We start from the raw sequence: 23,682 nt of genomic DNA, 5'->3' as shown, positions 1-23,682 counted from the left end.
GACCGCCGGTCAACGATTGCCCGAGCCACCGCCGCGACCTCGCCGCGGATGGGTGATGTCGGGCGGAGGCGTTTTTTCCTGGCCCTTTGGGCATAAGATTAGTGAAAGAATATACAACTTCCCGTCACCGACGTCCAGAACTTGCTGGCGGCCAGAGCAGAAAGATGCGCATTCCAGCGTGAAGATTCGCGCTGTTTTCGGCAAACACAGTCTTTTGTCCGCCACGGGAGGCGCCCGCCGCCCGGAGCGGGCAAAAAACTCCAGGCGCCTGTGCGGCGCCTGGAGTTGCTCACGCTAGTGGATCGCCACTACACGTCCATGGGGACAACGGGAACCTTCTTCATTTCCCACTTGCCATCCTTGAAGGTGCAGTTGACGAAGCACTTCCAATTGGCCTCGTCCATCTTGGGCTTGTCGGCGCGGAAGTAGTAGCCCGGCCAACGAGTCTCCTCGCGGAAGAGGATGGTGCGCACGTGGGCCTCGGCCTGCCACATGCGGTGGACGTTCTCCCAGCAACGCTCCAGCTCGTAGACGCCGTTGGCGGCCAGCTTGCCAGAGTCATCCTGCAGCATGGCCAGCAGCTCCAGACCGCGCTCCAACAGCTTGTCGGAGGTCTTGAAGGCGCTGACGACGCCACCCGCGTACTCGTCCATGATCTTCTGCAGGCGGAACATGAACTGCATCGGGCGGATGTAGTTGGGGTTCAGCAGGGGGTCGGTCGACAGGGCCGAGAACTCCTCGAAGCGGGCCAGAGGAGCCAGAGCCTTGGCCTTCAGGGCCTCGACGTCGCCCAGGGCGGGCAGGGTGTTGTTGTCGAGGATGAAGCGAACGGCTTCCTTGCCAGCGAAGCGACCCTCGGCGTGCGAGCCCGAGGAGAACTTGTGGCTGGAGGCGCCAGAGCCGTCACCAGCGGTGAACAGGCCCTTGGTGGTGGTCATGTTGCCGTAGCCCCACTTGTAGGGGGTGCTGACGTCTTCGGGACCGGAGACCCAGGCGCCCGAACCACCGGAGTGCGAACCGATGAAGTAAGGCTCGCAAGCGGCGATCTCAGAGCGGCTCTGCTCGGGGTAGATGTTGCTGGAGGCCCACAGAAGAGCCTGCGAGCAAGTCATGTCCAGGAAGTCTTCCCACGCCTCGTTCTCCAGGGTCTTCATCTTCTTCTTGAAGGCCTTGGGATCGTCCTTGAAGGCGTCGGCCAGCTTCTGGATGGCCTCGGCGGTCTCCATGTATAGCGGGCCCAGGCCGGCGTCGACGTCGAGCATGCCCAGGTAGTTACGCAGGTTGGCCGGGATCGGCTTCACCAGGCCATAGGGGGCCCAGTTGTTCAGCTCGGCCTTGCGCTCGGCCATGTACTCGCCGCCGGTGGCGCTGGTGGCGCGGCTCTTGAACAGCAGGAACCACGCACCCACCGGGCCGTAAGCGTCTTTGAAGCGCACGGGGATGAAGCGGATCTCCTGGCAGGTCATCTCGGCGCCGGCCTGCAGGGTGAAGTAGGTGGTCGAACCGCTGTTGAACGGCGGATACCAGCTACGGCCCAGACCTTCACCGACGCTGCGCGGACGGAACACGTGCACGGCGCCGCCCATCACGGCGATGGTGGCTTTGGCGTTGAACACGTAGAACTTGTTCTCGCGGGTGCTGAAGCCGTAGGCGCCAGCCACGCGCTCGCCGTCCATGATCGGACCGACGATGAACACGCGCTCGATGATGTCGCAGCCAGCGTCCTTCATGGCGTTCTTCGCGGCCTCGGCCACGATCACCTTGTAGGACTCGCCGTTGATCATGATCTGCCAACGACCCTCGCGAACGAACTTGCCGTTCTCGTCGGTCCAGATCGGCAGACCCCATTTTTCGAACAGATGCACCGAACCGTCAACGTGACGGGCGATGTTGTACACCAAGTCGTCACGGGCGATGCCCATGAGGTCCTGGCGGACGTACTTCACGTAGTCTTCCAGCGAGTTGTCGCCGGCGGCGTAGCCGATGTACTCGTTGATGGCGCTGAGGCCCATGGCCACCGCGCCCGAACGGTCGAAAGCGGCCTTGTCAACCAAGGTGACTTTCAAACCATTTTTTTTGGCCCAATAAGCGGCCTCGACGGCGGCGCCGGCCGCAGCCATGCCGCCACCACAGATCAGAAGGTCGGTAGTGACCTGAACAGTCTCGAAATTCGGCATTGTTTATCCTCCTCCTTCTGACCTTAGCGGGTGGGAAGTACGTCTGCGCCGCAGGAAGCCGGCTCGGTCATCAGGTTTGCGGATTTGATGTCGCCGTCGCCCACGGGGAAGCCGCCCATCGGATCGGCGGAACCTTCAGCGGTGGTGCGGATGGGGAACTTGAACCGCTTGACGTTGCCGTCGCGGAATTTGACGGTCCACATGATACTGTCGGAACCGCGCAGAGGCACAACGCTACCGCCCAGAGGCATGAAGTCGGCGTAACCGCGGATGTCGATCGCCTGCTGCGGGCAGATCTTCACGCAGTTGTAGCATTCCCAGCACATGGAGACGTCACGGTTAAAAGCCTTCATCGCCCCATAGCCCATGGATCCGTCTTTATCCAACAGCATGAGGTCGTTGGGGCAGATGTACATGCAAGCAGTCTTGTCCTGACCCTTGCAGCCATCGCACTTTTCGACGATTACGTAGCTTGGCATCCAGTTTCCTCCGTTGGGTGTTGGTTGTTGCGAGACAACCTACTCCACGACTGCGTGGGCCACCCGCGCAGTCTCTTTTTAGCCAACCATCATCGGGTCTCGGCCCCGTTGGCCACGCGCGGCTCGGCAAGGCCGCCCAATGATCTTTACTTGTGCCTATTGGAACAAAGTATAGCTTTTTTTCGCGCCCCAGGCAAACAAAAAACGAACGTATTTTGCTTGCCCGGCCCCCTCCTGCCAGGCAGGCGAGAGGCGCGGAAAAAACTTCCAGTTAAGTGGTGATCTTCTATCGCAGGCTCGAGACCATTGTCAAGAAAAATGTGTCAGACGTCACAAGCCCCGAAGCGATGGCCGACCGACCGGATCGGCCAGGCTCAATCGGCCTCGTCGCCGATCACGCCGCCGTGCTCGGGCGCGGCCGCGATGGCCGATCTGGCCTCGGCGGCCTGCCCCTCGGCCGGCTTGCGACGCCGTCTGGACGATGGCCGGCGACGCCGTTTTTTGGCCGCCGTCGGCTCGCCGGATTGCTCGGCAACCGGGGTTTCGACGATTGATTTGGCCTCGACCGACGGCGCGGGGCCGGCCTGGGGTTGGGCCGCCGGCGCGATCGCGTCTTTTTTGGCCGATTTGCGCCGCCCGCCCCTGCGCCGCCGCGAGGACGACTTCTTCGCCGGCTCGTCGGCGGCGGCAGCCTCCACGGCGCCTTCGCCATCGGCCTCGTCTTCCTCGAACTCCTCGGGCTCGGGCTCTTCCGGGGCCTCGATTACGGCCTGAAGCACCGGCGGCGCGGCCGGCTGGGGCGGAGTCCACGTCGCCTCGAAACGCTCCATGCGCGATTCCTCGGGCGAAAGGCCGGGGTCGGCCAACACCTCGATGCACAGGCCGTAGCGCTCCTCCAAGCGCATCAGGTCGGCGCGCCGGACGTTCTGCAGATAGTTGGCCGCCTCGGTGCCCACCCTCACGCGCAGGCCGCTCTTGTCGCCATCACCCAGCTTGTGCTCCAGGGCGCGCATGACGCCGCGGCCGATGGCCTCGGTGGTGCGCACCAGGCCGCGGCCCTGGCAGTGGGGGCAGACCATGGTCGCGCCGAAATCGATGGGCGGCCGAATGCGCTGGCGGCTAAGCTCCAGCAGGCCAAAGCGGCTGATGGCCCCGATGGTGATCTTGGCCTTGTCTTTTTTCAGCTCGTCGGCGAACACCTTGCGCACGGTGCGCTGGTTGGCGCGGTCGCGCATGTCGATGAAATCGACCACCACCAAGCCGCCCAGGTCGCGCAGGCGCAACTGGCGGGCCACCTCCACGGCGGCCTCCTTGTTGACGTTGAGCGCCGTCTCCTCGATCTGCTTGCCGCTGACGTTGCGGCCGGAGTTGACGTCGATGGACACCAGCGCCTCGGTGGGGTGGATGACGATGCTGCCGCCGGAGGGCAGCGGGACAGTGGGCTGGTATATCGACAGGATCTGTTGTTCCAGTTGGCTTTTCTGGAAAATGGGCCTGGGGTCGGTGTAGAGCTTGAGCTGGGTCTTGCGCCGGGGGCTGACCACGGCCAGATAGCGTTGCAGGCGGTTGAAGACGTCTTGATCGTCGACCAGGATCTCGGTGACGTCGCTGGTGAAGTGGTCGCGCACCACGCGCACGGCCAGTTCTTCCTCGCGGTGGATCAGCGTGCGCGGCTTGGCGCTGTCGCCGCGTTTCTTGATGTCCAGCCACAGGCGCAACAACTGCTGCAGGTTTTGCTGGATCTCGCGCTTGGAGCGGCCTTCGGCGGCGGTGCGGGCGATGACTCCGATGCCCTCGGGGCACGACGCGCCGGCCAGGGCTTCCTTGATGCGCTCGCGCTCGGCCTCGGATTCGATCTTGCGCGAGACGCCCTGGCTCTCGTGGCCGGGCGTCAGCACCATGTATTGGCCGGGGATGGAAAAAAACGTGGTCAGACTGGCGCCCTTGGTGGCGGTTTCCTCTTTGACCACCTGAACCAAAAGCTCGTGGCCGGCCCGCAGCACCTCCTGGATGGGCTTGTTCACGCGGCCGTTGTGGCCCGCGCCTTTGATGAAGGCCGGGCACAGGTCGCTTATCTGCAAAAAGCCGTTGCGCCCCGCGCCGTAGTCCACGAACGCCGCCTGTAGGCTGCGTTCGACGTTGACCACCACGCCTTTGTAGATGTTGCCCCGCGTCTGTTCGCGGGCGGCCGTCTCGACGAAAAAGGCCTCCAGTCGGCCGCCTTCCACCAACGCGACCCGCAATTCGCCGGGTTCACGGGCATTTATCAGCATTCGTTTAATCATGCGCAGCATCCTACCGCAAGCAAGGGCCAAACGCCATCACCGCGGCCGCGGCAAATCGAATTATTTGGGTCTGAAAGCAAAAACCGGCCCCCCTTCCCTCCCGCGACAAGCGCTTCGGCGGCGTGTTATATTTAGTTATACTCGACAACAGCGCCACAGCGGAGGCCAACTCATGCGCTTTATTGCACTAATCTCGTTACTGGCGACCGCCGTCCTGGCCTGGTCCGGCGCGGCCGCCATGACCGCCGAGGAGATGCAACGGCTCCGAAAGGCCGGCGTCAGCGAGGTCAACATCCAAAAAATGCTGGAGCTGGAGCGGCTCCAGGGCCAAGGCGCGGTGACCGAGCAAGACGGCCAGGTGGTTTACCGAGCCGGCCAGGGCAACGCCGCCCGCCGCCAGGCCAACCAGGCCCACGAGCGCTGGAAGGAAGAAAAATCCCTGGAGGCCGTGGGCGGCATGGTCATCGACGCGCGGCCCGACGCCGCGGCTCAGGGCTCCACCCAGCCCCAAGGCGCGACCACCGGCCAATAAAGCGGGCCGCCACCGCCCGCCACGCGCGGGCCTAGGCTTTTTGGGCCCGCAAGATCATGCAGGTGCATACGGCGTGGGCGTAGAGCCGGCCCTGGCCATCCTTGACGGTGGCCTCGGCCGTGGCGATGCTCTTGCCGACATGAATGGCCTTGGCCTCGGCGAACACCCGGCCCACGCCGCTTTTTACCGGGTGCACGAAATTCACCTTGAACTCGATGGTGGAATAACCCACGCCCTTGGGCAGGGTGGAGTGCACCGCGCAGCCCATGGCCGAATCCATCAGCGTGGCCAGGGCTCCGCCATGGATCATGCCGATGGGGTTGTAGAGCCACTGGCCGTCATCCATCTCGAATAGGGCCCAGCCCGGCCCGAAATCCTTAAGGCGATAGCCCAAAAGCGCGCCGATGGGCGGCCGGGGCAACGAACCATCCTTGAGCAGCCCCAGCCATTCCAGCCCGCCATGGTCGCCCATGGCTTTGACGGTGATGGCCGGGTCTTCCCAGGTCACGGTGCGCTGACGATCGGTTTCCTCTTGCGGCATGGTCAATCCCTTGGCGCGCCGCGTGGCGGCCGACGGTCTCCGGGTTCATTGTTTCGCGCGCGGCCGACAAAAAGTTTTGCCAGATCCCGCGGCGGAATCCAGCAAAAAGCGGGGCGGACGACGCCGGGGAAGCGCCACCCGCCCTATCGTCGGAACGGTCGCCACCGCTCCCTTCACGCCGGCCTAGGCCGGAATAAAGTCTCCACGATTGAACTTCATGGCCTCGGCCTCGGCCCTGGCCCGCACCTGGCGCAGCAGCCCGGCCAATTCATCGTCCTCGGGCAGTTGATCGGCCGTCTCGCCCAGCAGGCCGGCCTGGGTTTCCATGGCCTGAACCACGCCGGCCAGATCCTTGAGCGAACCGCCCTGGCCCAGGGCCTGGGCGTATTGCTCCAGGGTGGCCAGCAGATCCTCGGCCTGGGCCACGGCGGTCACATGGGCCTGGCCCGTCGCGGCCAACACTTCGGCCGGCGCGGCGACCTGGCTCACCCCGCCCAGGCCGGTCGATTCGCCGGCGGCCTGGCTGGCCTGGCCATCATCGATGGCCCGCGTGAGGAAATCATCGAACGAAGCGCCCTGCCCCGCTCCGACCCCGCGCTGGCCGGGCTTGCTTTCGCCGGCTTGAACGCCGCCGCCGATCTGGTCTATCTTGGTCATCAACGGGTTCTCCCTGTGATGCTCACGCGCTTAATTTTAGCAGATCGCCCGCCGGTTCCCAAGTTCCCCGCGCGCCGCCTGCAATGTTCTTATCGGCCGCGCCGGCGGACCACTCCAGCCAAAAATCACGCCCCGCGCCAAAAAAACCGGCCGCGCCCTCACAGGCCGGGCACGAGTTGAGCCATCAGTTCGCGGCCGCTGAAAAACTGAACCACGGCCAGGGCCAACGCCGTCAGGCACGCCAACCCATGGGCCAGGGGCAAGGCCGTGCGCCGCCGCGGCCGCCGCGTCATGACCAACCCGCTGATCAACCCGAACAAGGCCACCGGGGCCATGATCAGCCCCCCCATGGCGTGGGCCCCGCTGTGCAGCCAAGCGCCCCAATAATCCCAAGCCGCCAGCGCGCCAAAAACGCCGCCGGCCAGCCACGTGTAAAGCGTCATCTGGCCCAGCAGCGCGTGCCAGCGCCGCTTGAACGGCGTGATCACGCCAAAATGCAGGCTTCGCGTCCGGGCCAGGCCCAGCCAAAGCGCCCCAAAACCCAGGGCCGTTGCCGCCATCTGGGCCAACGGGTGGGCGTAAAGATGCCACATGCCCCCGGACTCCCCGGGCCGGCCCCCAGGCCCGGCCACTAAAATTTGTGCGCCAATATATAATCGTTGCCCTTGGCCGTGGCGTGGCAACCGATGCAGCCGTCGAGCTTGCCGGCCATTTTCACCGCGCCGTCGGGGTCGTACATGGCCCAAAACCAGTCGCCGCCGTCGGGATTGTAGCCTTCGATTTTGTATTGCACGGTGATGTTGCGCAGCTGCATCTCTTGGGTCAGCGTCTCTTTGACCTCGATCGTGCCGAAGTTGGCCGGCGGCTTTTGGCTGGAAAGGCCGCGGCCGTTGACAAAGACCCGATTGAGCGGCTTGTGCGGCCCCCGGGCCGGCTGAACGCCTTGATAATCGGGCCAGGCGCGCCAGTTTTTGTATGGGTCGGTCTGGGTGATGTAGACCCACAGCGCCTGGGCGTCAGGGCCAGGCATGTCGCCGGCCGCGCCGGCCAAGAGGCCGGGCGTCAGGCACAGGCCGACCATGACAACCAAGAAGACCAATCGTTTCATGACCATGCTCCTGGTTTGCCTACAAACGAAACCGCCGCTCACCAACGGCGAGGTTTGTTTCAGCATGAAGCACACCGCCGTCATGGTCAACGCCAAACAGCCCGCCGCGCCCTTTTGCCGTTGCCCCGTGGGGCCATGCGTTTATCTTAAAAAGAAAGGCGCGGGACAAGCGCCGCCCACCCCAGACGGAGAGCAACGCCATGCCCAACGCCCTGGCCGCCGAACAAAGCCCCTATCTGCGCCAACACGCCGACAACCCCGTCGACTGGCTGCCCTGGGGCCCCGCCGCCCTGGCCAAGGCCCGCGACCAGCAAAAACCCATCTTCCTGAGCATCGGCTACGCCACCTGCCACTGGTGCCACGTCATGGCCCACGAGTCCTTCGAGGATCAGGCCGTGGCCGATCTGCTCAACCAACATTACGTGGCCGTCAAGGTCGACCGCGAGGAACGCCCAGACCTGGACGCCATCTACATGACCGCCTGCCAGGCCCTCAGCGGCGCGGGCGGCTGGCCGCTGACCGCCCTGCTCACCCCCGATGGCTTACCGTTCATTGCCGGCACGTATTTCCCCAAAACCGCCCGCTTGGGCCGACCCGGCCTGCTGGAGATTCTGGCCGAAGTCGCCCGCCGCTGGAACGGCCCCGAACGGGCGCGCATGATCCAGGCCGGCCAGGAAGTGGCCAGGGCCATCCAACCACAGGCCGGGCCAAAAACCGACCTTGACCCCCGCGCCCTGGGCATGGCCTACAGCCAACTCCGCCAAAGCTTCGACGACCAGTTCGGCGGCTTCGGCCAAGCGCCCAAGTTCCCCACGCCGCACAATCTGCTCTTCTTGCTGCGCTGGCAGGCCCGCAACCCCGGCTCCGACGCCCTGGCCATGGTCGAAAAAACCCTGACGGCCATGGCCGACGGCGGCCTGTTCGACCAAGTCGGCTTCGGCTTCCACCGCTACTCGGTGGATCGCCCCTGGCTGACGCCCCACTTCGAAAAAATGCTCTACGATCAGGCCCTCTTGGCCATGGCCTACCTGGAGGCCCATCAGCTCACGGGCCGCGAGGATTTCGCCGCCACCGCCCGCCAGGTCTTCACCTACGTCCTGACGCGCATGACCGGGCCGGAAGGTGGCTTTTACGCGGCCGAGGACGCCGACAGCGAGGGCGTTGAGGGCAAATATTACGTCTGGACCCCACAGGAAGTCCTGGCCGCCGCCGGCCAGGCCGATGGAAGACTGTTCAACGATTTTCACGGCATAACCGCCGATGGCAACTTCGAACACGGCACGAGCATTCCCCATCGCCGCCAAAGCCTGGCCGACTTCGCCACCCAACACGGCCTGGACGCCGACCAGGCCGCGCAGGCCCTGGAACGGGCTCGCCTGGCCCTGCTGGCCGCCCGCCAGCAACGCATCCCGCCCCTCAAGGACGACAAGATCATCACCGCCTGGAACGGCCTGATGATCGCAGCCCTGGCCAAGGCCGGCCAGGCCCTGGCCGACGAGGCCCTCACCGCCGCCGCCGCCCGCGCCGCCACGTTTATCCTGCAAACCGCGCGCGCCACGGGCGGGCGATTGGCGCGCAGTCAGCGCGACGGCCAGGCCAGCGGCCCCGGCTTTCTGGAAGACTACGCCTTCATGATCTGGGGCCTGATCGAACTTTTCGAGGCTACCTTCGAACTCGATCACCTGGAAGCGGCCCTGGAGCTCACGGACAAATGCTGCGAGCTGTTTTGGGATGAAGCCGACGGCGGCTATTTCTTCAGCCCGGCCGACGGCGAAAAGTTGATCATGCGCGACAAGGACGACTATGACGGCGCAACCCCGGCCGGCAACTCCACCATGACCCTCAACCTGCTGCGCCTGGCCCGCCTGACCGGCCGGCGCCAGCTCGAAGACATGGCCCAGCAGCTCATGCAAACCATGGCCGCCCAAACCATGCGCCTGCCCATGGCTCACACCATGCTCCTCATGGCCCTGGATTTCGCCCAAGGCCCGACCAAGGAAATCGTCATTTGCGGCGCAAAAAACGACCCCGCCGCCCAGGCCATGATCGCCAAGGCCCAACAAAAATTCATCCCCGCGCGTGCCCTGCTCTGGCGACCGCCGGAAGGGCCGGAGGCCGCGCGCCTGGCCGCGTTGGCCCCCTTCACCGCCGGGATGACCACCGTCGGTGGCCGCGCCACGGCCTATGTCTGTCAGGATCACGTCTGCGCCAGGCCGGTCACCGACCCGGATGAGTTGCGGTTTTAGCCACGGGCGATGGGTGTTTTGGGGTTTGGTCGAGGCGTTGAGGGGTAGGGGTAGGGGTAGGGGTGGGAAGCCATCGAGATCGAGATCAAGATCAAGAACTAAGAATAAGAATGAAGAGTAAGAATTAAGGATAAGAAAAAGAAAAAGCAAAAGCCATTGCGGGGCGGGGAGGGGGCTCTTTTGCGGCGACAAAACCGCCCCCTCGCCCGCCCCGCGCCCCACCCCTCCCCCGCAAAATAGCCTTCCGACCGCTGGAGCGCGTTTGTGGCTCCGAGGTGTCCGTGGCCATGCCGCCCGTTCGCGGCGCTGGTGCATGGGCTCTTAGGAGTCGGGCGCGGCTGCTTTGATAACGGCGCTACAAAGAATCGCGGAATCGCGTTGGCTGGATTTAGCGGCCTATCACCGGGAGCCATGGAGGGTAGGTGATAATCCAACGCTGTCGACCCGCTTTGGGAGGCCAGGCACTGGCCCCGCTCTGCCTGGCCGGGCGCCGGCCCACCGGGAGCCATGGAGGGTAGGTGTTAGCCCGGCCTACTCGACCCGCTCTGGGAGGCCGGGCGCCGGCCCCGCTCTGCCTGGCCGGGCGCCGGCCCGACCAGGCGAGTTTTCATCCGCCGACCAGGCATGCGGCGATGTTTTGGAACTGGCCGGATTTGACCCAGAGGTATTTTTCCCAGAAGAGTCGGTCGCTGAGCCAGAATTCGCCTTTTTTGTGTCGTTGCAGGAACTTGGCGAGTTGACCTGGGCCACCGTTATACATGGCGTAGACAGAGCGGGCCAGGATGTCGTCGCTGAGGTTTTGACTTTTTTTGAGGGCGTAGCGTTTCATGTAGAGGGCAAGGATTTCGCAGCCGGCCCTGGCGTTGTAGCGGATATCCCAGCGCAGGCTGTCGGGGTCGTAAAGGCCGCGCCAGACGTCGAGGTAGATCTGCATGATGCCCACCGACGTATTGTTGTAGGAGCGCAGGTAGGTGACGCGGCCCTGGCCGGCGATGAACTGTCGCCAGCAGCTTTCCTGCCAGGCGGAGGCTTCGATGATCAGGCGCAGGAGGCCTCTGTGTTTGTCGGAGAGCTTGCTTTTGCGTTCGACGGCGTCGGCTTCCTGGTTCATCATTTCGCGCACGCGTTCGATGTATTGCGGCGCGTTTTCGCTGGAGGGCGGCAGCCAGGGGGCGATGGCTTCGTAGTCGACGGAGGAGGCGTCGATTTGCGAGGCGTGGGCCGCTGAGACGAAGAAATCGAGCCAGGAGCTTTGTTCCAGTGACGGCATGGGCAGGATGATTTCCTCGCCGACTGGGGCGGGCGCGGTGCGTTCCGGCGCGGGGCCCAGGCCCAGGACTTGACGCAGGCGGTCGTTTTGGGCGTCGCTGTAGGGCAACTCGCCCAGGGTGGGGTCGCTGGAAACCAGGTGGGCCAGGCGGAAGAGTCCTTCGCGGCTGATATCCAGGCCGATGGCCGGGCCCAGGCGGTCGAGGGCGGCCAGGGCGTCGGAAGCGCTCATCAGGGCAAAGTAGTTGAATGTTGGCCGCTGGGGCGATTGCCAGCCGTATTTGCGCAGGATCGGCGAGATGGCCGACCATGTTTCGAGGAACTGCCGGCGCACCAGGTCGCGGCTGGTGTCCTTGTCGCGCAGGGCCTCCAGAAAGCCGTAGCGCATGTCGAGCATGGCCGTGAGCACCTGATCGCGTTCGTCGAGGGTCAGGGGCTGGTTTTCAAGGCTGAGGAGTTCGGCCACGAAGAAAGAGTCCCAGGCCTGCCAGTAGTTCCTGAAGGCGTCGATTTCCTCGTCGGTGGGCATGAGCAGGGTTTCTTCGTAAAACTGCTCTTGCTCGGGCACGTCGACGGTCATGCACATCTGGGCCCTGATGGCGTCAGCCTGGGCTTCGACCTTGCCCGGCCGCAGGGTGGCCAGCCAACTTTCGACCTGGGCGGTCATTTCGGGCTTGAAAAACAGCGGCAGTTGGCGGTCGAGATCCTGGCGCGGCGGCGAGAGGTCGATGTCGAATTGATCGAAGTAGGCCGGGACGTTTTCCTGCACCAGGTTGAGGACAAGGTTGACCACCGAGACCGGTCGGCGGCCGTGGTCCAAGAGCCTGGTGCGCACGGTGTGGGTTTTCAGCCGCCAGGTGCGTTGGTCCAGGGCGATCTGCTGCCAGATGTCCACGTAGCCGTCGAAGCGCACCGGCGAGGCGCAGTTGCCCAGCAGCGAGACGCCGGCCTTGACGCTGATCTTGGCCCGCACCTTGAGCATGCCCGAATCGCCGGAAAGTTGGGGTTCGGCCAGATCGATGCGCGTGCAGCCGTCGTCGGAGTCGGCGGCCACGGCTCGTTGGCCGGGCAGGGGAAAGGCCCGTTCGATCATCAACTGGCGCACCAGCGGATAATCCAACGTCAGAATCCAGCAGACCTCCCTGGGTTCGGCGGCGGCGGGCGGGGCCGTCAGCGCCGTCAGCAGGGAAAGGGCCGCGGCAAGGGCCACGATTAGCGCGCGGGGCATGACCGGTTCTCCGTGTGTGCGATCCGCCCACAGATTACCAGATAGCGCCCCAAGCAAAAAGCGCCCCGAGCGGAATTGTCGCCGCCCGGAGCGCCATGTTTTCGGTCCGGCCCTGGGGGCTATTTACGCATCATCGCCCCGCCGATGGTCATGATCTCGGCTTCCTTGGTGCCCTCGTAGAGTTCGAGGATCTTGGCGTCGCGGTACCACTTCTGGACGGGGTACTCCTCGATGTAGCCGTAGCCGCCGTGGATCTCCACGGCCTTGTCGGCGCAGAACACCGCCGTTTCGCCGCCATAATATTTGGCCATGGCCGCCAGGGTGTAATCGGGCGTGCCATTGTCGATCAGCCAGCAGGCGCGGTAGGTCAGGCCGCGCAGGGCCTCGATGCGGATGGCCATCTCGGCCAGTTTTTTCTGGGTGAGTTGGAAAGAACCCAGCGGCGCGCCAAAAACCTCGCGCTCGCGGGAATACCTGGCCGAGGTGTCCAGGCAGGCCTGGGACAGGCCCAAGGCCTGGGCGGCGATCATCGGCCGGGTGGTGTCGAAAAAGTGCATCAGCTGATAAAAGCCCCGGCCCTCCACGCCCACCAGATTGCTCTGGGGCACGCGCACGTCCTCGAAGCTGATCTCGGCGGTGTTGCTGGAGCGGATGCCCATCTTGCCGTGGATCTTGGTGCGGGTCACGCCCGGCGCGTCGGCCGGCACGATGATCTGGCTGAAGCGGGCGTGGCGTTTGTTCTCGGGGTTGGTGATGGCCTGCACCAGGAAAAAGTCGCACACCGTGCCGTTGGTGATGAACATCTTCTGGCCGTTGATGATGTAATCGCCGCCGTCCTTGACGGCGCGGGTGCCGTAGCCGGCCACGTCGGTGCCGGCGTTGGGCTCGGTGTAGGCCCCGGCGCTGATGGCCTTGCCCTCGCAAACCGGCCGCACGTATTGCTCTTTTTGCTCCTCGGAGCCATAGAGCACGATGGCCTCGCAGCCAAAGGTGGCGGCCACGATGTTCAGGCCGATGCCCATGTCCACCCGCGAAAGCTGCTCGGTGATCAGGGCGTTGCCCATGATGCCCGCGCCGGCGCCGCCGTACTCCTCGGGCACCCACGAGCCAACCAGGCCGTTTTCGGCGGCCAGCTTGACCAACTCGGGCGTGTAGGCCTCCTCGGCGTCGCATTTGGCCGAAAGCGGGGCGATCTCCTTGACGGCGAACTTGTAGGCCATGTCGCGGAGCATGCTTTGTTCTTCGGTCAGATTGTAGTCCACTTGGTCCCTCCCAAAATTACTGCGCAAACAAAACCCGATAAACAATGGGCCTTTTCTACTTTGGCTGCATGCGGATGGCCCCGTCAAGCCGGATCGTCTCGCCGTTTAGCATGCTGTTTTGCACGATATGCGCGGCCAGGGCGGCGAACTCCTCGGCGCGGCCCAGGCGCGAGGGGAAGGGCACCATCTTGCCCAGGGCCTCTTGCACGTTGGCCGGCAGGCCCTTGAGCATGGGCGTCTCGAAGATGCCCGGGGCCACGGTCATCACCCGCACGCCGATGGGCGCGAACTCGCGGGCCAACGGCAGGGTCATGGCCACCACCGCGCCCTTGGAGGCGCTGTAGGCGGCCTGGCCCACCTGGCCCTCGAAGGCGGCCACCGAGGCGGTGTTGATGATCACGCCGCGCTCGCCATCGGCGTTGGGCTGGTTGGCGGCCATTTTCTCCACGGCGTAGCGGATGACGTTCATGGTGCCGGTGAGGTTGATGCCGATGACCTTGTTCCAGAAATCCAGGCTCATCAGCCCGCCCTTGCCCAGCACCTTGGCCGGCGTGCCCACGCCGGCGCAGTTGACCGCCACGTTGACCAGGCCAAAGGCCGCGCACGCCGCCGCCACGCCCGCCTGCACGCTGGCCTCGTCGACCACGTTGACCTTGCAAAAGATGGCCGCCGGACCCAGATCGGCGGCGATTTGCTGGCCACGCGCCTCGTCCAGGTCGAAGATGGCCGCCTTGCCGCCGCCAGCCACAAAGGCCCGCGCCGTGGCCTCGCCCAGGCCCGAGGCTCCGCCAGTGACCAGGGCGACGATGTTTTTCGCATCCATGTGATACCCCCACACGAAACGGTTCATGAAATAACGACGCCAAGGCGTCTGGTTGTCACTCCAGTTCGAAAGTCAGCACGCGACATTGATCGACCGCGTAGGATCTGCTGGCCGCCGGTTTGCTCCCCAGGCGCACCCGGCGGCCGATCAGGCTCATGTCGGCGTCATCGGCCGCGACGCCCTCCAGATTGCCGATCACGCACGGACCCTCGGCCAGCTTGGCCATGGCCACGATGTAAGGCGGCGTCATGCCCTCGGGCGCCACCCGGCAGACGGTGAAGGTGGTCAGCTCGCCTTGGCCCGAAAGCTCGACCGGCGCGTTTTCGGCCTTGCCACAAGCCGCGCAGACGGCCTTGGGCGGAAACGTCACCGCCCCACAGGCCGCGCAACGCTGGCCCAGCAAGCGGCCCTCGGCCAAGGCCTGGATATAATCCTTGAGAAAAACACCTTGCGCCATGGCTCAACTCCTCAGAATCAAATTGCAAACCGTGCCCAGATCGCCGCCCAGCGTGTCGACCATGCCCACCTTGGCCCCCGCCACCTGGCGCGGGCCGCACTCGCCGCGCAACTGCTTGACGATCTCGTAGACCTGGCCCGTGCCCGTGGCCCCGATGGGGTGCCCCTTGGCCTTGAGCCCGCCCGAGGGGTTGACCACCACCTTGCCGCCAAAGGTCGTCTCGCCCTTGGCCGCCGCCGCGTAGCCCTGGCCGAACTCGTAAAAGCCCAGCGCCTCCAGGGCCAATATCTCGGCGATGGTGAAGCAGTCGTGCAGCTCGACCACATCGATGTCCGCCGCAGTCAGGCCGGCCTGCTTGTAAGAAGCCGCCACCGCCGCCTCGCGGGCGCGCACGCGGGTCAGATCGCCCTGGGCGTAGAGCGGCCCGGCGCTGGCCTGGCCCATGCCGGCCACCCATATCGGCTGCTTGGGCGCGGCCTTGGCCCTTTCGGCCGCAACCACCACGCAGGCCGTGGCTCCGTCGGAAAACGGGCAGCAATCGAAAAGTTGCAGCGGATCGGCGATCATCGGCCCCTTCAGAACCTTGTCGAGGTCGATCTCCTTCTGGAACTGCGCCAGCGGATTCAACGCGCCATGGCGGTGGTTTTTCACCGAAACCTCGGCCATGCAACGCTTTAGTTCGCTCAACTCCACGCCGTGCTTGGCCGCGTACATGTGCGTGGCCATGGCGAAAACAGCCGGGAAAGTCACGCCCGTGGGGCCTTCGTAATAGGCGTCGGAAGCCATGGCGAAGGCGCGGGTGGCCAGATCGGTGCCCATGCGCAGGCAGCGCTCCGCCCCGCCAACCAAGGCCACGTCATAAACCCCCGCCGCCACCAACAGCACCGCGTGACGCATGGCCACCGTGGCCGTGGCGCAGGCCGCCTCGAAACGCGTGGCCGGGGCCGTCGTCGGCATGCCGATGGCCGCCGCCGCGAAAGGCGCCATGTGCAGTTGGCCCTCCTCGAAATCGCCCAGGCAGTTGCCGAAAAACAACGCCTCCATGTCGCCGGGCTCCAACCCGGCCTCGCCAATGGCCTCCAGGGCGGCCTGGCTGAACAACTCTATGTTGGTCTTGTCGGAGACGCCGAACTTGGTCATCCCCACGCCAATGACGGCAACTTCTCTCATCGGATACTCTCCCGCCCCGGTTTATTTGCGGGCCGCGCCGGCGATCAGCAGGTCCACGGCCAATTTCAGCGTCGGCTTGAGATATTGCTTGCGCCCATCGAAAAAACGCTTGCTCTCTTCCCACAAAACCATGCCCGTGAAGATCGCCCAGGCGCTGTCGGCCATGGCGTTGGGATGATGGCGCCGCAACAGTCCACGATCCATGGCGTCGGCGAAAACCTCGGCCATGCAGCCCATGGCCCGCCGCGCATGGCCGTTCAACTCGGCGATGGTCTCGGCCGCCAAATGCTGCAAACCCTGGCTGGCCTGCAAACGAAACAACGCCACCAGCACCGTGGGATCATAATCATATATTTCGCACATCAGATCGGGCAGTTGGCCCAGCTTTTCCATCGGCCCCAGGCCGGCTTGGCCAGCCCACGCCGTGAACCGGCCACTGATGCGCTCCATCAGCTCCATTGTCAGGCTGGTGTAAAGCTCCTGCTTGTTCTTGAAATATAGATAAAGCGTGGCCGGCTTGTACTCGGCGCGCTCGGCGATCTGCTCCATCGTCGCCCGGCCAAAACCCCTGGCCGCGAACACCTCCCGCGCCGCGTCCATGATCTGCCGCCGACGCAACAGCTTCTCTCGCTCCCGACGACTGGCCACCACCATAACCGCCCCAACTCCGCAAAACAACGTTTAACGAATATCCATCATTCCACCGAACGCCATTCGCTTGTCAAGGCCAAAATTGGCCGGCCAGTCAATTTACGGCCAGCGCCTCGGGCGCTCCCGAAGCCTCCCCGCCGCGAGCGATAAAACGAAATGCAAAAATCTGTCAGACAAAACGCGAAAACCGGTGTGAGAATGGCGGCTGTTCGCTGGCGCGGAGCGGCTGTCAGTCCGCCAGCAGCGGGACGTTGTTGGCGCGCAGGTGTTGGCTATGGCGGCGCGAAAGAGTGGCGACGGCGAGACTTTTCTGGATGGCCCGCCAAAGGTGAAAAGGCCAAAACAGTCGCCGCAAGGGGCCACCCGGAGATGGTCCCACCGCTGGCGGCGGCGTCAGGGTTGACGTGGCAATCACCAGTCTCTACTTCTGGAACCGTGTGAACAAGATCTTAAGCGTTTACAGCTAGGCGATGCTCCGAACACACCAGCCGATCCACCAGGCGCGAAAAAGGCGCACAAGCTGATTGCGCCACAAAAAAAGGCCAGCCACAGAGGCTGACCATTGATTTTATTGGTGCCGGAGGAGAGACTCGAACTCTCATACCCGCAAGGAGTGGGGGATTTTGAGTCCCCTGCGTCTACCAATTCCGCCACTCCGGCATGACCGCTACATTTATAATTCGGCCGCGTCCGCTGGTCAAGGGGGCTGAAGGAAAAAAGCGCCAGCGCCCATGCCGCCGCGTGCGAGGTTCGGCGCGTTTTGCTACAATGCCTTAATCGAGAGTGCTGCACGGGGGCGTCCTGCCCCGTGCAGCATCGGCTTGGCAAAAGCGCGGTTTTGCCAAGCCTCCCAAATCGCTCGCCTAATCAGGCTCGCGATTTGGCGCGCCATCCATGGCGCGCCTCGGCTGCCGCACGGCATGATGCATGTTTCACAGGTAATTATTTGTTTTTACAACATTTGTTATGTTTAAGCGTGCAGCAGCCTCTAATCGGCCCAGACGCCGGCGTGGTCGACGTCGGCCCCAGGCAAACCGGGCCCAGCGGGCCCCAGCGCGGAGGGATCATGCCCGCCAGCCGCTCGGAGATCGTGCTCACCGCTCCCCAGATCGCCCGGATGATCGCGGCGTTGACCTCGGCCATCCAGGCGGGTTCGCCCGCGCCGGCCGAGCTGTGCCTGGTGGCCATCCGTCGTGGCGGCGAGGAGTTGGCCACCCGCCTGGCCCACGGCCTGGCCCGCGCCACCGGCGCGCCGCCCAAGATCGGGGCCATCGACATCACCCTATACCGCGACGACTGGACCATGCGCACCGACCGGCCGGTGGTGCGACGCACCGACATCACCTTCCCCGTCGATGACCGCGAGATCATCCTGGTCGACGACGTGCTTTTCACCGGGCGCACGGTGCGGGCGGCGCTGGACGAATTGATGGATTTCGGCCGGCCGCGCGTGGCGCGCCTGGCGGTGCTCGTCGATCGCGGCGGACGCGAACTGCCCATTCAGCCCGATTACGTGGGCCAGACCATCGCCTGCGCCAAGGGCGAACGCATCGACGTGTTGCTGGGCGGCACGCCCGGCGACGATCGGGTCGTGCGCCAGCGCCAGGCGGGGGCGGGCCTGGCCGGCTTGTAGGTTTTATTGCGACATTTTTTCGCGGAGATGACCGATTGGCTCTGATCAAATCCAGCTTGGAGATAGCCCTGGAGCGGGCCGAGGCCATGATGGGCCGGGTCGAGGACACGGCCAAGGAGGAAGGCCGCAAACACGGTCAGGCGGCCGCCCGGCGTTTTCTCAGCGGCGACGTGGACGGCGCGGCAATGGCCGAGCTTTTGGCGGCCAGGCCGGAGGAGCAAAGGCGCCCCGCCCTGGCCGCGGCGTTGGAGCATTTTGTCGAGGCCCTGTTGAATGGCGACGATCTGGCCGTCGATGGCCTGGCCGCCCTGCCCTTGGATCGGGCCAAGGACAAATTGGCGGCCCTGATCACGGCGGCGCGGGGCCGTTTCCAGGCGGCCGGCCAGCTCTACGCCGACTTGGCGGCGGTGATGGCCGACGACCTGGCCCGCATGGGCATCGGCGGCTCGGCGGTGCTGCCCAACCCGCTGTCGTTGCCCGACCTGGAGCTGCGCACGCAAAAGGCCCTGGCCCCTCACCTGCAAGCCGTGCAAGAGGCGGCCCAGGCCCTGCAACGGGCCGTGGCCTGACAAACGATCCTGGCGGCGGCCGGCGTCGACCGCCGCCAAGGGTCAGATCATGCCGAAATACATTTTCTCGATCAGTTCGAAATTGCGCTGAACGTTCTGCTTGCCCTTGATGATCGGGCCGTGGCCGGGCAAGACCCACTCCACGTCCAGGCCGGCCATGCGCATGATCGAGGCCTTGAGTTGCGCGCCGTCGCCGCCGGGGAAGTCCACCCGGCCCACGCCTTGGGCGAAGATCAGGTCGCCGCTGAACAGGGCCTTGTGGCGCGGCCAGTAGAGGCAGATATGGCCCGGCGAATGGCCGGGTGTCACGAAGACCTGCAACTCCTCTTGGCCCAGGGTCAGCGAGCCCTCTTGCAGAAACATGTCCGGGACGATCTCGGGGAAGCTCATGCCCAGGGCGGCGGCCAGGCGGCGGCCATCGCCCTTGAGGTATTCGTCCTCCTGGGCGCCCAGGGCCAGCAGCACGCCGGCCCGTTGCAGGGGCTCGGCGGCTTCGAGGTGATCGGGGTGGCAATGGGTGACGATGGTCAGCTTGGGCTTGTTGACCAAGCCATCGCGCGAGAGGCCCATCTCGACATGGCCGAACAACTGGGCGTGGCCGGGGTCGATGAGGGTGGGGGTCTGGCCGTCGATGAAGTAAGCGTTGCAATTGTTGATGTTTGGCTGGGTCCAGACGAAGGCGTGCAACCCGTCGGCTAGTTTCATGTTCTCTCCTGTGTGGCGGCGTCCTTGCCGCAAAAGTCTGCCCATGGACGGGGCGGCTGTCAAGGCTGGAGCGCTTTTTGCTTCTGGCGCGCGTCCAGCCTTGCTAGAATGACCCGGCCGAAGCGTGGACCAGCTTCGGCGTCCAAGGAGCGAGCCATGCCCCGCGAGACGATTTTTATCGAAACCACCGCCCGCGCCCAAGCCATCGAGATCACCGACCAGGCGCGGCGGATCGTGGCCCAAAGCGGCGTGAAGGACGGCTGGTGCACGATTTTCGTGCCTCACACCACCGCGGCGGTGACGATCAACGAGGCCGCCGATCCGGCGGTGATGGCCGACGTCCTGCGCGCCCTGGAAGGCCTTGTTCCCTGGTCGGCCAGCTACGCCCACCAGGAGGGCAACAGCGCCGCCCACATCAAGGCCATCCTCACCGGCAGCTCCGCGCGCGCGCCGGTCAGCGGCGGCCGATTGGGCCTGGGCCAGTGGCAGGGCCTGTTTTTCATGGAGTTTGACGGGCCGCGCCGACGGCGGGCCCTGGTGGACGTCTCGGCCGGCTGACGGCCACGGAGCCAGCGATGAAAATCAACCTGCAAGACGCCCTGGATCGCCTGCAAGAAATGCGTCACGTCGATTCCGACGAAGGCGTGGCCAACGCCCTTTATCGCCTGGGCGTGGCCTATCTGCAACGCAACCGCCTGACCCAGGCCGAAGAAGCCTTTGACGAGGCCCAATACCTCTGTGAAAAGCTGGAAAATCGCCTGGGCCTGGCCCATGTGTTGCAAAAACAGGCCGAACTGACCCTGGCCACGGGCGATGGCCAGGCGGCCTTGGCCAAACTTGACCAAGCCCTGGCCATCTTTCGGCAAGAAGCCCCGCCGGAGGTCGTCTTCCAGGCCGTGGAGTTGCGCGCCCGCGCCCTGGATCGCCTGGGGCGCACGGCCGAGGCCGCCGCGGAGTTGGAAAACCTACTGGCCCAGGCCGACCAGGCCGGCGACGAAGTCAGCGTGCTTTTGCTGTTGCAATACCTGGCCCCGCTGCAACGCCGCCTGGGCCGGGTCGAACGGGCCTTGGCCACCTATCGTCGCCACGGGGCCCTGGCCGAGAAGCTGGGCGAACCCCAGCGAGTGGCCCTGGCCTACGTGGCGGTGGGCTCGCTGGAGGCCCAACTGGGCCGGCCCGAGGTGGCCCGGGGCGCATTGCACCGGGCGGCGGCCACGTTCCTGGGGCTGGGCATGGTCCAGCAGGCCCGCGAGGTGCGGGCCGAGATAGCCCGCCTGGGCCTGGAAGAACAGGATGGAGCACCGCGCGATGACACGTAAGTTTTTGACCGCCCTGGCCACGCTGGCCGTTTTGGCGCTGACGGCGCTGGCCCCCGGCTGCGCCACGCCCACGTTCGTCTCCAACGCCCACGACGCCGAGTTGGTGGTGCGTCGCGCGCATTTGGTGCTATTGGAGGCGGCCGAGGCCCCCGACGCCGACGCGGCGCGTTATCTGCTGCGCCGGGCCAAGGCCGTGGCCATTTTTCCGGGGACGCTGCGGGTGGGCCTGATCTTCGGCGGCAAACTGGGCATGGGCGTGGTCTTGGTGCGTCAGGCCGACGGCGCATGGAGTCCGCCGGCCTTTTTCCACATGGGCGCGGCCAGCATCGGTTTTCAGGCCGGGGCCCAATCGGCCGACCTGCTGATGGTGATCATGACCGACAAGGGCCTGAGCGGGGTGATGCGAAACAAGCTGCAACTGGGCGTGGACGCCTCGGCGGCGGCCGGTCCGCTGGGCCGGCAGACCGAGGCCTCGCTGGCGGCGGCCAACATGCGCGCCGACGTCTATTCGTATTCGCGGGCCCAGGGCTTGTTCGCCGGGGCCTCGTTGCAGAGCGTGGTCATCGAAGCCGACGCCGAGGCCGACGATCTATATTATAATGCTGACGCATCCAACGAGGACATCCTCAACAACCGCATCGGGGACGCGCCGGCCTCGGCCGCCGAGCTGCGCCAGGCCCTGGCTCGCCTGTCCGACTAGCAGGCGCCGCAACCCTTGCGGCGGTGGTCGTCGTACCAGCCCTTGACCATGGCCCGCAATTCGGCGCGGTCCAGGCCCAGGATCTGGGCGATCTGGCCCTTGGTGAGCACGGCGGTCATGAAACCGAACTTGCAGAGGTAGATCAGGCCTGGCAGGTCTGGCGCGCCGATTTTGCCTTCCGTCCACTGTTCGACGCCCTGGGCGCGGATGAGTCCCAGCACGCGTTGGAAGTTTGCTTCGATGGTCGGGTCGTTTTCAGCGATCATGGCGTCCGTCCGCGATTGGTGTCGTTTGCGTCGACAGTGTAGGGTACGGGCGAGCCCGGCGCAACTGGTAGTGTTTTTTGGTTGACACACTTTGGGGTTGTTCCTATACTCACAACAATCGTTAAGAGCGGGAAAATACCGTCCCTGCTGAAAAAACGGATAGTTAGCCCAACATTCGCACTTTGACGCCCCCGGCATGGACCGGCGCCGGCGGGCGTTATGGCCGCTTGATGGGTCGACGTGTAACTTGCGGGGAGCCGGCATGCGGTTCGCCCAACCTTGACTTGCAATAGTCAGCAACACTTACGGAGGATTAATTCAATGGCTATCAAGCATCCGACTCCGATGCTGGATGAGCTGGAGAAGGGGCCCTGGCCTAGCTTCGTCACCGACATCAAAAGGGCGGCGGAAGCGGGCAAAGAGGCCTGCGCCGACCTCCTCGGCCAGCTCGAGCTCTCCTACAACGACAAGGAGGGCCACTGGAAGCATGGCGGCATCGTGGGCGTTCTGGGCTATGGCGGAGGCGTCATCGGCCGTTATTCCGACGTCCCCAACCTTTTCCCTGGCGTCGAACACTTCCACACCGTGCGCGTCAACCAGCCCGCGTCCAAGTTCTACAAGACCGAGCGTCTGCGCGAGATCATGGACATCTGGAACCGCCGTGGCTCCAGCATGCTCAACATGCACGGCTCCACCGGCGACATCATTCTGCTGGGCGCCTTCACCGAGCAGCTCGAGCCCATCTTCGCCGAACTGACCCAAAAGGGTTGGGACTTGGGCGGCTCCGGTTCGGCCCTGCGCACCCCCGAGTGCTGCTTGGGCAAGGCCCGTTGCGAATGGGCCTGCATCGACACCCAGGACATCTGCTACAACTTGACCCAAGAGTACCAGGACGAGATGCACCGTCCGGCCTGGCCCTACAAGTTCAAGTTCAAGATCTCCGGTTGCCCCAACGACTGTGTGGCCTCCATCGCCCGCTCGGACTGCTCGATCATCGGCACCTGGCGCGATGACATCCGCATCGACCAGGCCGCCGTGGCCGCCTACGCCGGCGGCGAGATCCCCGCGCGCGGCGGCGCCATGGGCCAGGGCGTCAAGCTCGACGTCCAGAAGGACGTCGTCGAGCTGTGCCCCACCGGCTGCATGAGCTACGAGGGCGGCAAGCTGGCCATCAACAACCGTGAGTGCACCCGCTGCATGCACTGCATCAACCTGATGCCCAAGGCCCTGCGTCCCGGCACCGACACCGGCGCCACCATCCTGGTGGGCGCCAAGGCTCCCATCCTCGAAGGCGCCCAGCTCAGCTCGGTGATCATTCCCTTCATCAAGATGGAAGAGCCCTACGACGAGTTCAAAGAGTTCGTCGCCAACACGTGGGACTGGTGGGATGAGAACGGCAAGAACCGCGAGCGCATCGGTGAGACGATCCAGCGCCTGGGCCTGCAGTCGTATCTCGACGCCCTCGGCTTCGACCCCGTGCCCCAGATGGTCAAGGAACCGCGGTCCAACCCCTACTTCTTCTACACCGAAGATGAGGTTCCCGGCGGCTTCGATCGTGATATCGAGGTGTTCCGCAAGAAGCACGCCCGCTAACCGATTCACTGG

At 64.8% G+C, this 23,682-nt stretch carries 23 protein-coding genes and 1 tRNA gene; 8 read left to right on the top strand and 16 right to left on the bottom strand.

Features of this window, described 5'->3' with window-relative positions; all coding sequences use genetic code 11:
* Positions 1–308: 308 nt before the first annotated feature.
* The 3 genes from aprA to DEBA_RS04920 all read right to left on the bottom strand — a co-directional run bounded on the left by aprA (position 309) and on the right by DEBA_RS04920 (position 4,941).
* Positions 309–2,177 carry an adenylyl-sulfate reductase subunit alpha gene (gene aprA, locus DEBA_RS04930; protein ID WP_013257806.1) on the bottom strand — a complete coding sequence of 623 codons (1,869 nt, stop codon included), beginning with the start codon at positions 2,175–2,177 and terminating at the stop codon, positions 309–311.
* Between the two features lie 23 nt (positions 2,178–2,200).
* Positions 2,201–2,656: an adenylyl-sulfate reductase subunit beta gene (gene aprB, locus DEBA_RS04925; protein WP_013257805.1), complete on the bottom strand. Its 456-nt coding sequence runs from the start codon at positions 2,654–2,656 to the stop codon at positions 2,201–2,203.
* Positions 2,657–3,030: 374 nt separating this feature from the next.
* Positions 3,031–4,941, bottom strand: a complete 1,911-nt coding sequence (locus tag DEBA_RS04920; RefSeq protein WP_013257804.1) for an Rne/Rng family ribonuclease — start codon at positions 4,939–4,941, stop codon at positions 3,031–3,033.
* A gap of 172 nt (positions 4,942–5,113) precedes the next feature.
* Here DEBA_RS04920 and DEBA_RS04915 point away from each other — a divergent pair, with 172 nt between their 5' ends.
* Positions 5,114–5,473: a hypothetical protein gene (locus DEBA_RS04915; RefSeq protein ID WP_013257803.1), complete on the top strand. Its 360-nt coding sequence runs from the start codon at positions 5,114–5,116 to the stop codon at positions 5,471–5,473.
* A gap of 31 nt (positions 5,474–5,504) precedes the next feature.
* Here the strand turns inward: DEBA_RS04915 and DEBA_RS04910 are convergent, their stop codons facing one another.
* From DEBA_RS04910 to DEBA_RS04895, 4 genes are all read right to left on the bottom strand, one after another.
* Positions 5,505–6,014, bottom strand: a complete 510-nt coding sequence (locus DEBA_RS04910) for a PaaI family thioesterase (protein WP_013257802.1) — start codon at positions 6,012–6,014, stop codon at positions 5,505–5,507.
* Positions 6,015–6,197: 183 nt separating this feature from the next.
* Positions 6,198–6,671: a hypothetical protein gene (locus tag DEBA_RS04905; protein ID WP_013257801.1), complete on the bottom strand. Its 474-nt coding sequence runs from the start codon at positions 6,669–6,671 to the stop codon at positions 6,198–6,200.
* Between the two features lie 158 nt (positions 6,672–6,829).
* Positions 6,830–7,264, bottom strand: coding sequence for a hypothetical protein (locus DEBA_RS04900; RefSeq protein WP_013257800.1), 435 nt, complete (start codon positions 7,262–7,264; stop codon positions 6,830–6,832).
* Between the two features lie 38 nt (positions 7,265–7,302).
* Entirely contained in the window at positions 7,303–7,779 is a 477-nt protein-coding gene (locus tag DEBA_RS04895; protein ID WP_013257799.1) for a cytochrome P460 family protein, read from the bottom strand.
* 200 nt (positions 7,780–7,979) lie between these two features.
* Here DEBA_RS04895 and DEBA_RS04890 point away from each other — a divergent pair, with 200 nt between their 5' ends.
* A complete protein-coding gene (locus DEBA_RS04890; RefSeq protein ID WP_013257798.1) occupies positions 7,980–10,025 on the top strand; it encodes a thioredoxin domain-containing protein in 2,046 nt (681 codons plus the stop codon).
* Between the two features lie 607 nt (positions 10,026–10,632).
* On the opposite strand, the gene DEBA_RS04885 is transcribed toward DEBA_RS04890, so the two are convergent.
* The 7 genes from DEBA_RS04885 to DEBA_RS04855 form a co-directional block, all read right to left on the bottom strand.
* The gene (locus tag DEBA_RS04885; protein WP_013257797.1) at positions 10,633–12,522 is read right to left on the bottom strand and encodes a lytic transglycosylase domain-containing protein; all 1,890 of its coding nucleotides are present in this window, start codon (positions 12,520–12,522) and stop codon (positions 10,633–10,635) included.
* Positions 12,523–12,641: 119 nt separating this feature from the next.
* On the bottom strand, positions 12,642–13,784 hold the full coding sequence (locus tag DEBA_RS04880) for an acyl-CoA dehydrogenase family protein (RefSeq protein WP_013257796.1): 1,143 nt from the start codon (positions 13,782–13,784) through the stop codon (positions 12,642–12,644).
* A gap of 55 nt (positions 13,785–13,839) precedes the next feature.
* Complete coding sequence (locus tag DEBA_RS04875) at positions 13,840–14,607, bottom strand: SDR family NAD(P)-dependent oxidoreductase (protein WP_043813741.1); 768 nt, start codon at positions 14,605–14,607, stop codon at positions 13,840–13,842.
* Between the two features lie 55 nt (positions 14,608–14,662).
* On the bottom strand, positions 14,663–15,064 hold the full coding sequence (locus tag DEBA_RS16820) for a Zn-ribbon domain-containing OB-fold protein (protein WP_013257794.1): 402 nt from the start codon (positions 15,062–15,064) through the stop codon (positions 14,663–14,665).
* A 3-nt stretch (positions 15,065–15,067) separates the two neighbouring features.
* Positions 15,068–16,234 (bottom strand): thiolase C-terminal domain-containing protein, encoded by a 1,167-nt coding sequence (locus tag DEBA_RS04865; RefSeq protein WP_013257793.1) that lies wholly within the window; start codon positions 16,232–16,234, stop codon positions 15,068–15,070.
* Between the two features lie 21 nt (positions 16,235–16,255).
* Positions 16,256–16,882, bottom strand: coding sequence for a TetR/AcrR family transcriptional regulator (locus DEBA_RS04860; RefSeq protein WP_187288587.1), 627 nt, complete (start codon positions 16,880–16,882; stop codon positions 16,256–16,258).
* A gap of 575 nt (positions 16,883–17,457) precedes the next feature.
* A tRNA-Leu gene (locus DEBA_RS04855) sits at positions 17,458–17,545 on the bottom strand.
* A gap of 406 nt (positions 17,546–17,951) precedes the next feature.
* On the opposite strand from DEBA_RS04855, the gene pyrR reads away from it, so the two are divergent.
* Both pyrR and DEBA_RS04845 read left to right on the top strand, forming a co-directional pair.
* Entirely contained in the window at positions 17,952–18,518 is a 567-nt protein-coding gene (pyrR, locus tag DEBA_RS04850; protein WP_013257791.1) for a bifunctional pyr operon transcriptional regulator/uracil phosphoribosyltransferase PyrR, read from the top strand.
* Between the two features lie 35 nt (positions 18,519–18,553).
* Positions 18,554–19,087 (top strand): hypothetical protein, encoded by a 534-nt coding sequence (locus DEBA_RS04845; RefSeq protein ID WP_013257790.1) that lies wholly within the window; start codon positions 18,554–18,556, stop codon positions 19,085–19,087.
* A gap of 42 nt (positions 19,088–19,129) precedes the next feature.
* Here the strand turns inward: DEBA_RS04845 and DEBA_RS04840 are convergent, their stop codons facing one another.
* Entirely contained in the window at positions 19,130–19,792 is a 663-nt protein-coding gene (locus DEBA_RS04840; RefSeq protein WP_013257789.1) for an MBL fold metallo-hydrolase, read from the bottom strand.
* Positions 19,793–19,948: 156 nt separating this feature from the next.
* Here DEBA_RS04840 and DEBA_RS04835 point away from each other — a divergent pair, with 156 nt between their 5' ends.
* From DEBA_RS04835 to DEBA_RS04825, 3 genes are read left to right on the top strand one after another with little or no spacing between them, the layout of a single operon-like run.
* Positions 19,949–20,350 carry a secondary thiamine-phosphate synthase enzyme YjbQ gene (locus DEBA_RS04835; RefSeq protein WP_013257788.1) on the top strand — a complete coding sequence of 134 codons (402 nt, stop codon included), beginning with the start codon at positions 19,949–19,951 and terminating at the stop codon, positions 20,348–20,350.
* A gap of 17 nt (positions 20,351–20,367) precedes the next feature.
* Positions 20,368–21,111, top strand: a complete 744-nt coding sequence (locus tag DEBA_RS04830; RefSeq protein WP_013257787.1) for a tetratricopeptide repeat protein — start codon at positions 20,368–20,370, stop codon at positions 21,109–21,111.
* A complete protein-coding gene (locus tag DEBA_RS04825; RefSeq protein ID WP_013257786.1) occupies positions 21,101–21,811 on the top strand; it encodes a lipid-binding SYLF domain-containing protein in 711 nt (236 codons plus the stop codon). The genes DEBA_RS04830 and DEBA_RS04825 overlap by 11 nt, the downstream gene beginning before the upstream one ends.
* Here the strand turns inward: DEBA_RS04825 and DEBA_RS04820 are convergent.
* The gene (locus DEBA_RS04820) at positions 21,808–22,077 is read right to left on the bottom strand and encodes a hypothetical protein (RefSeq protein ID WP_013257785.1); all 270 of its coding nucleotides are present in this window, start codon (positions 22,075–22,077) and stop codon (positions 21,808–21,810) included. The genes DEBA_RS04825 and DEBA_RS04820 overlap by 4 nt on opposite strands.
* A 321-nt stretch (positions 22,078–22,398) precedes the next feature.
* Here DEBA_RS04820 and dsrA point away from each other — a divergent pair, with 321 nt between their 5' ends.
* The gene (gene dsrA, locus DEBA_RS04815) at positions 22,399–23,670 is read left to right on the top strand and encodes a dissimilatory-type sulfite reductase subunit alpha (protein ID WP_013257784.1); all 1,272 of its coding nucleotides are present in this window, start codon (positions 22,399–22,401) and stop codon (positions 23,668–23,670) included.
* Positions 23,671–23,682: the final 12 nt, after the last annotated feature.

The organism is Desulfarculus baarsii DSM 2075 (assembly GCF_000143965.1).
Taxonomy (GTDB): Bacteria; Desulfobacterota; Desulfarculia; order Desulfarculales; family Desulfarculaceae; genus Desulfarculus; species Desulfarculus baarsii.
The sequence above is the reverse complement of the archived record's forward strand: the minus strand, read 5'-3'. Positions and strand labels throughout refer to the sequence as shown.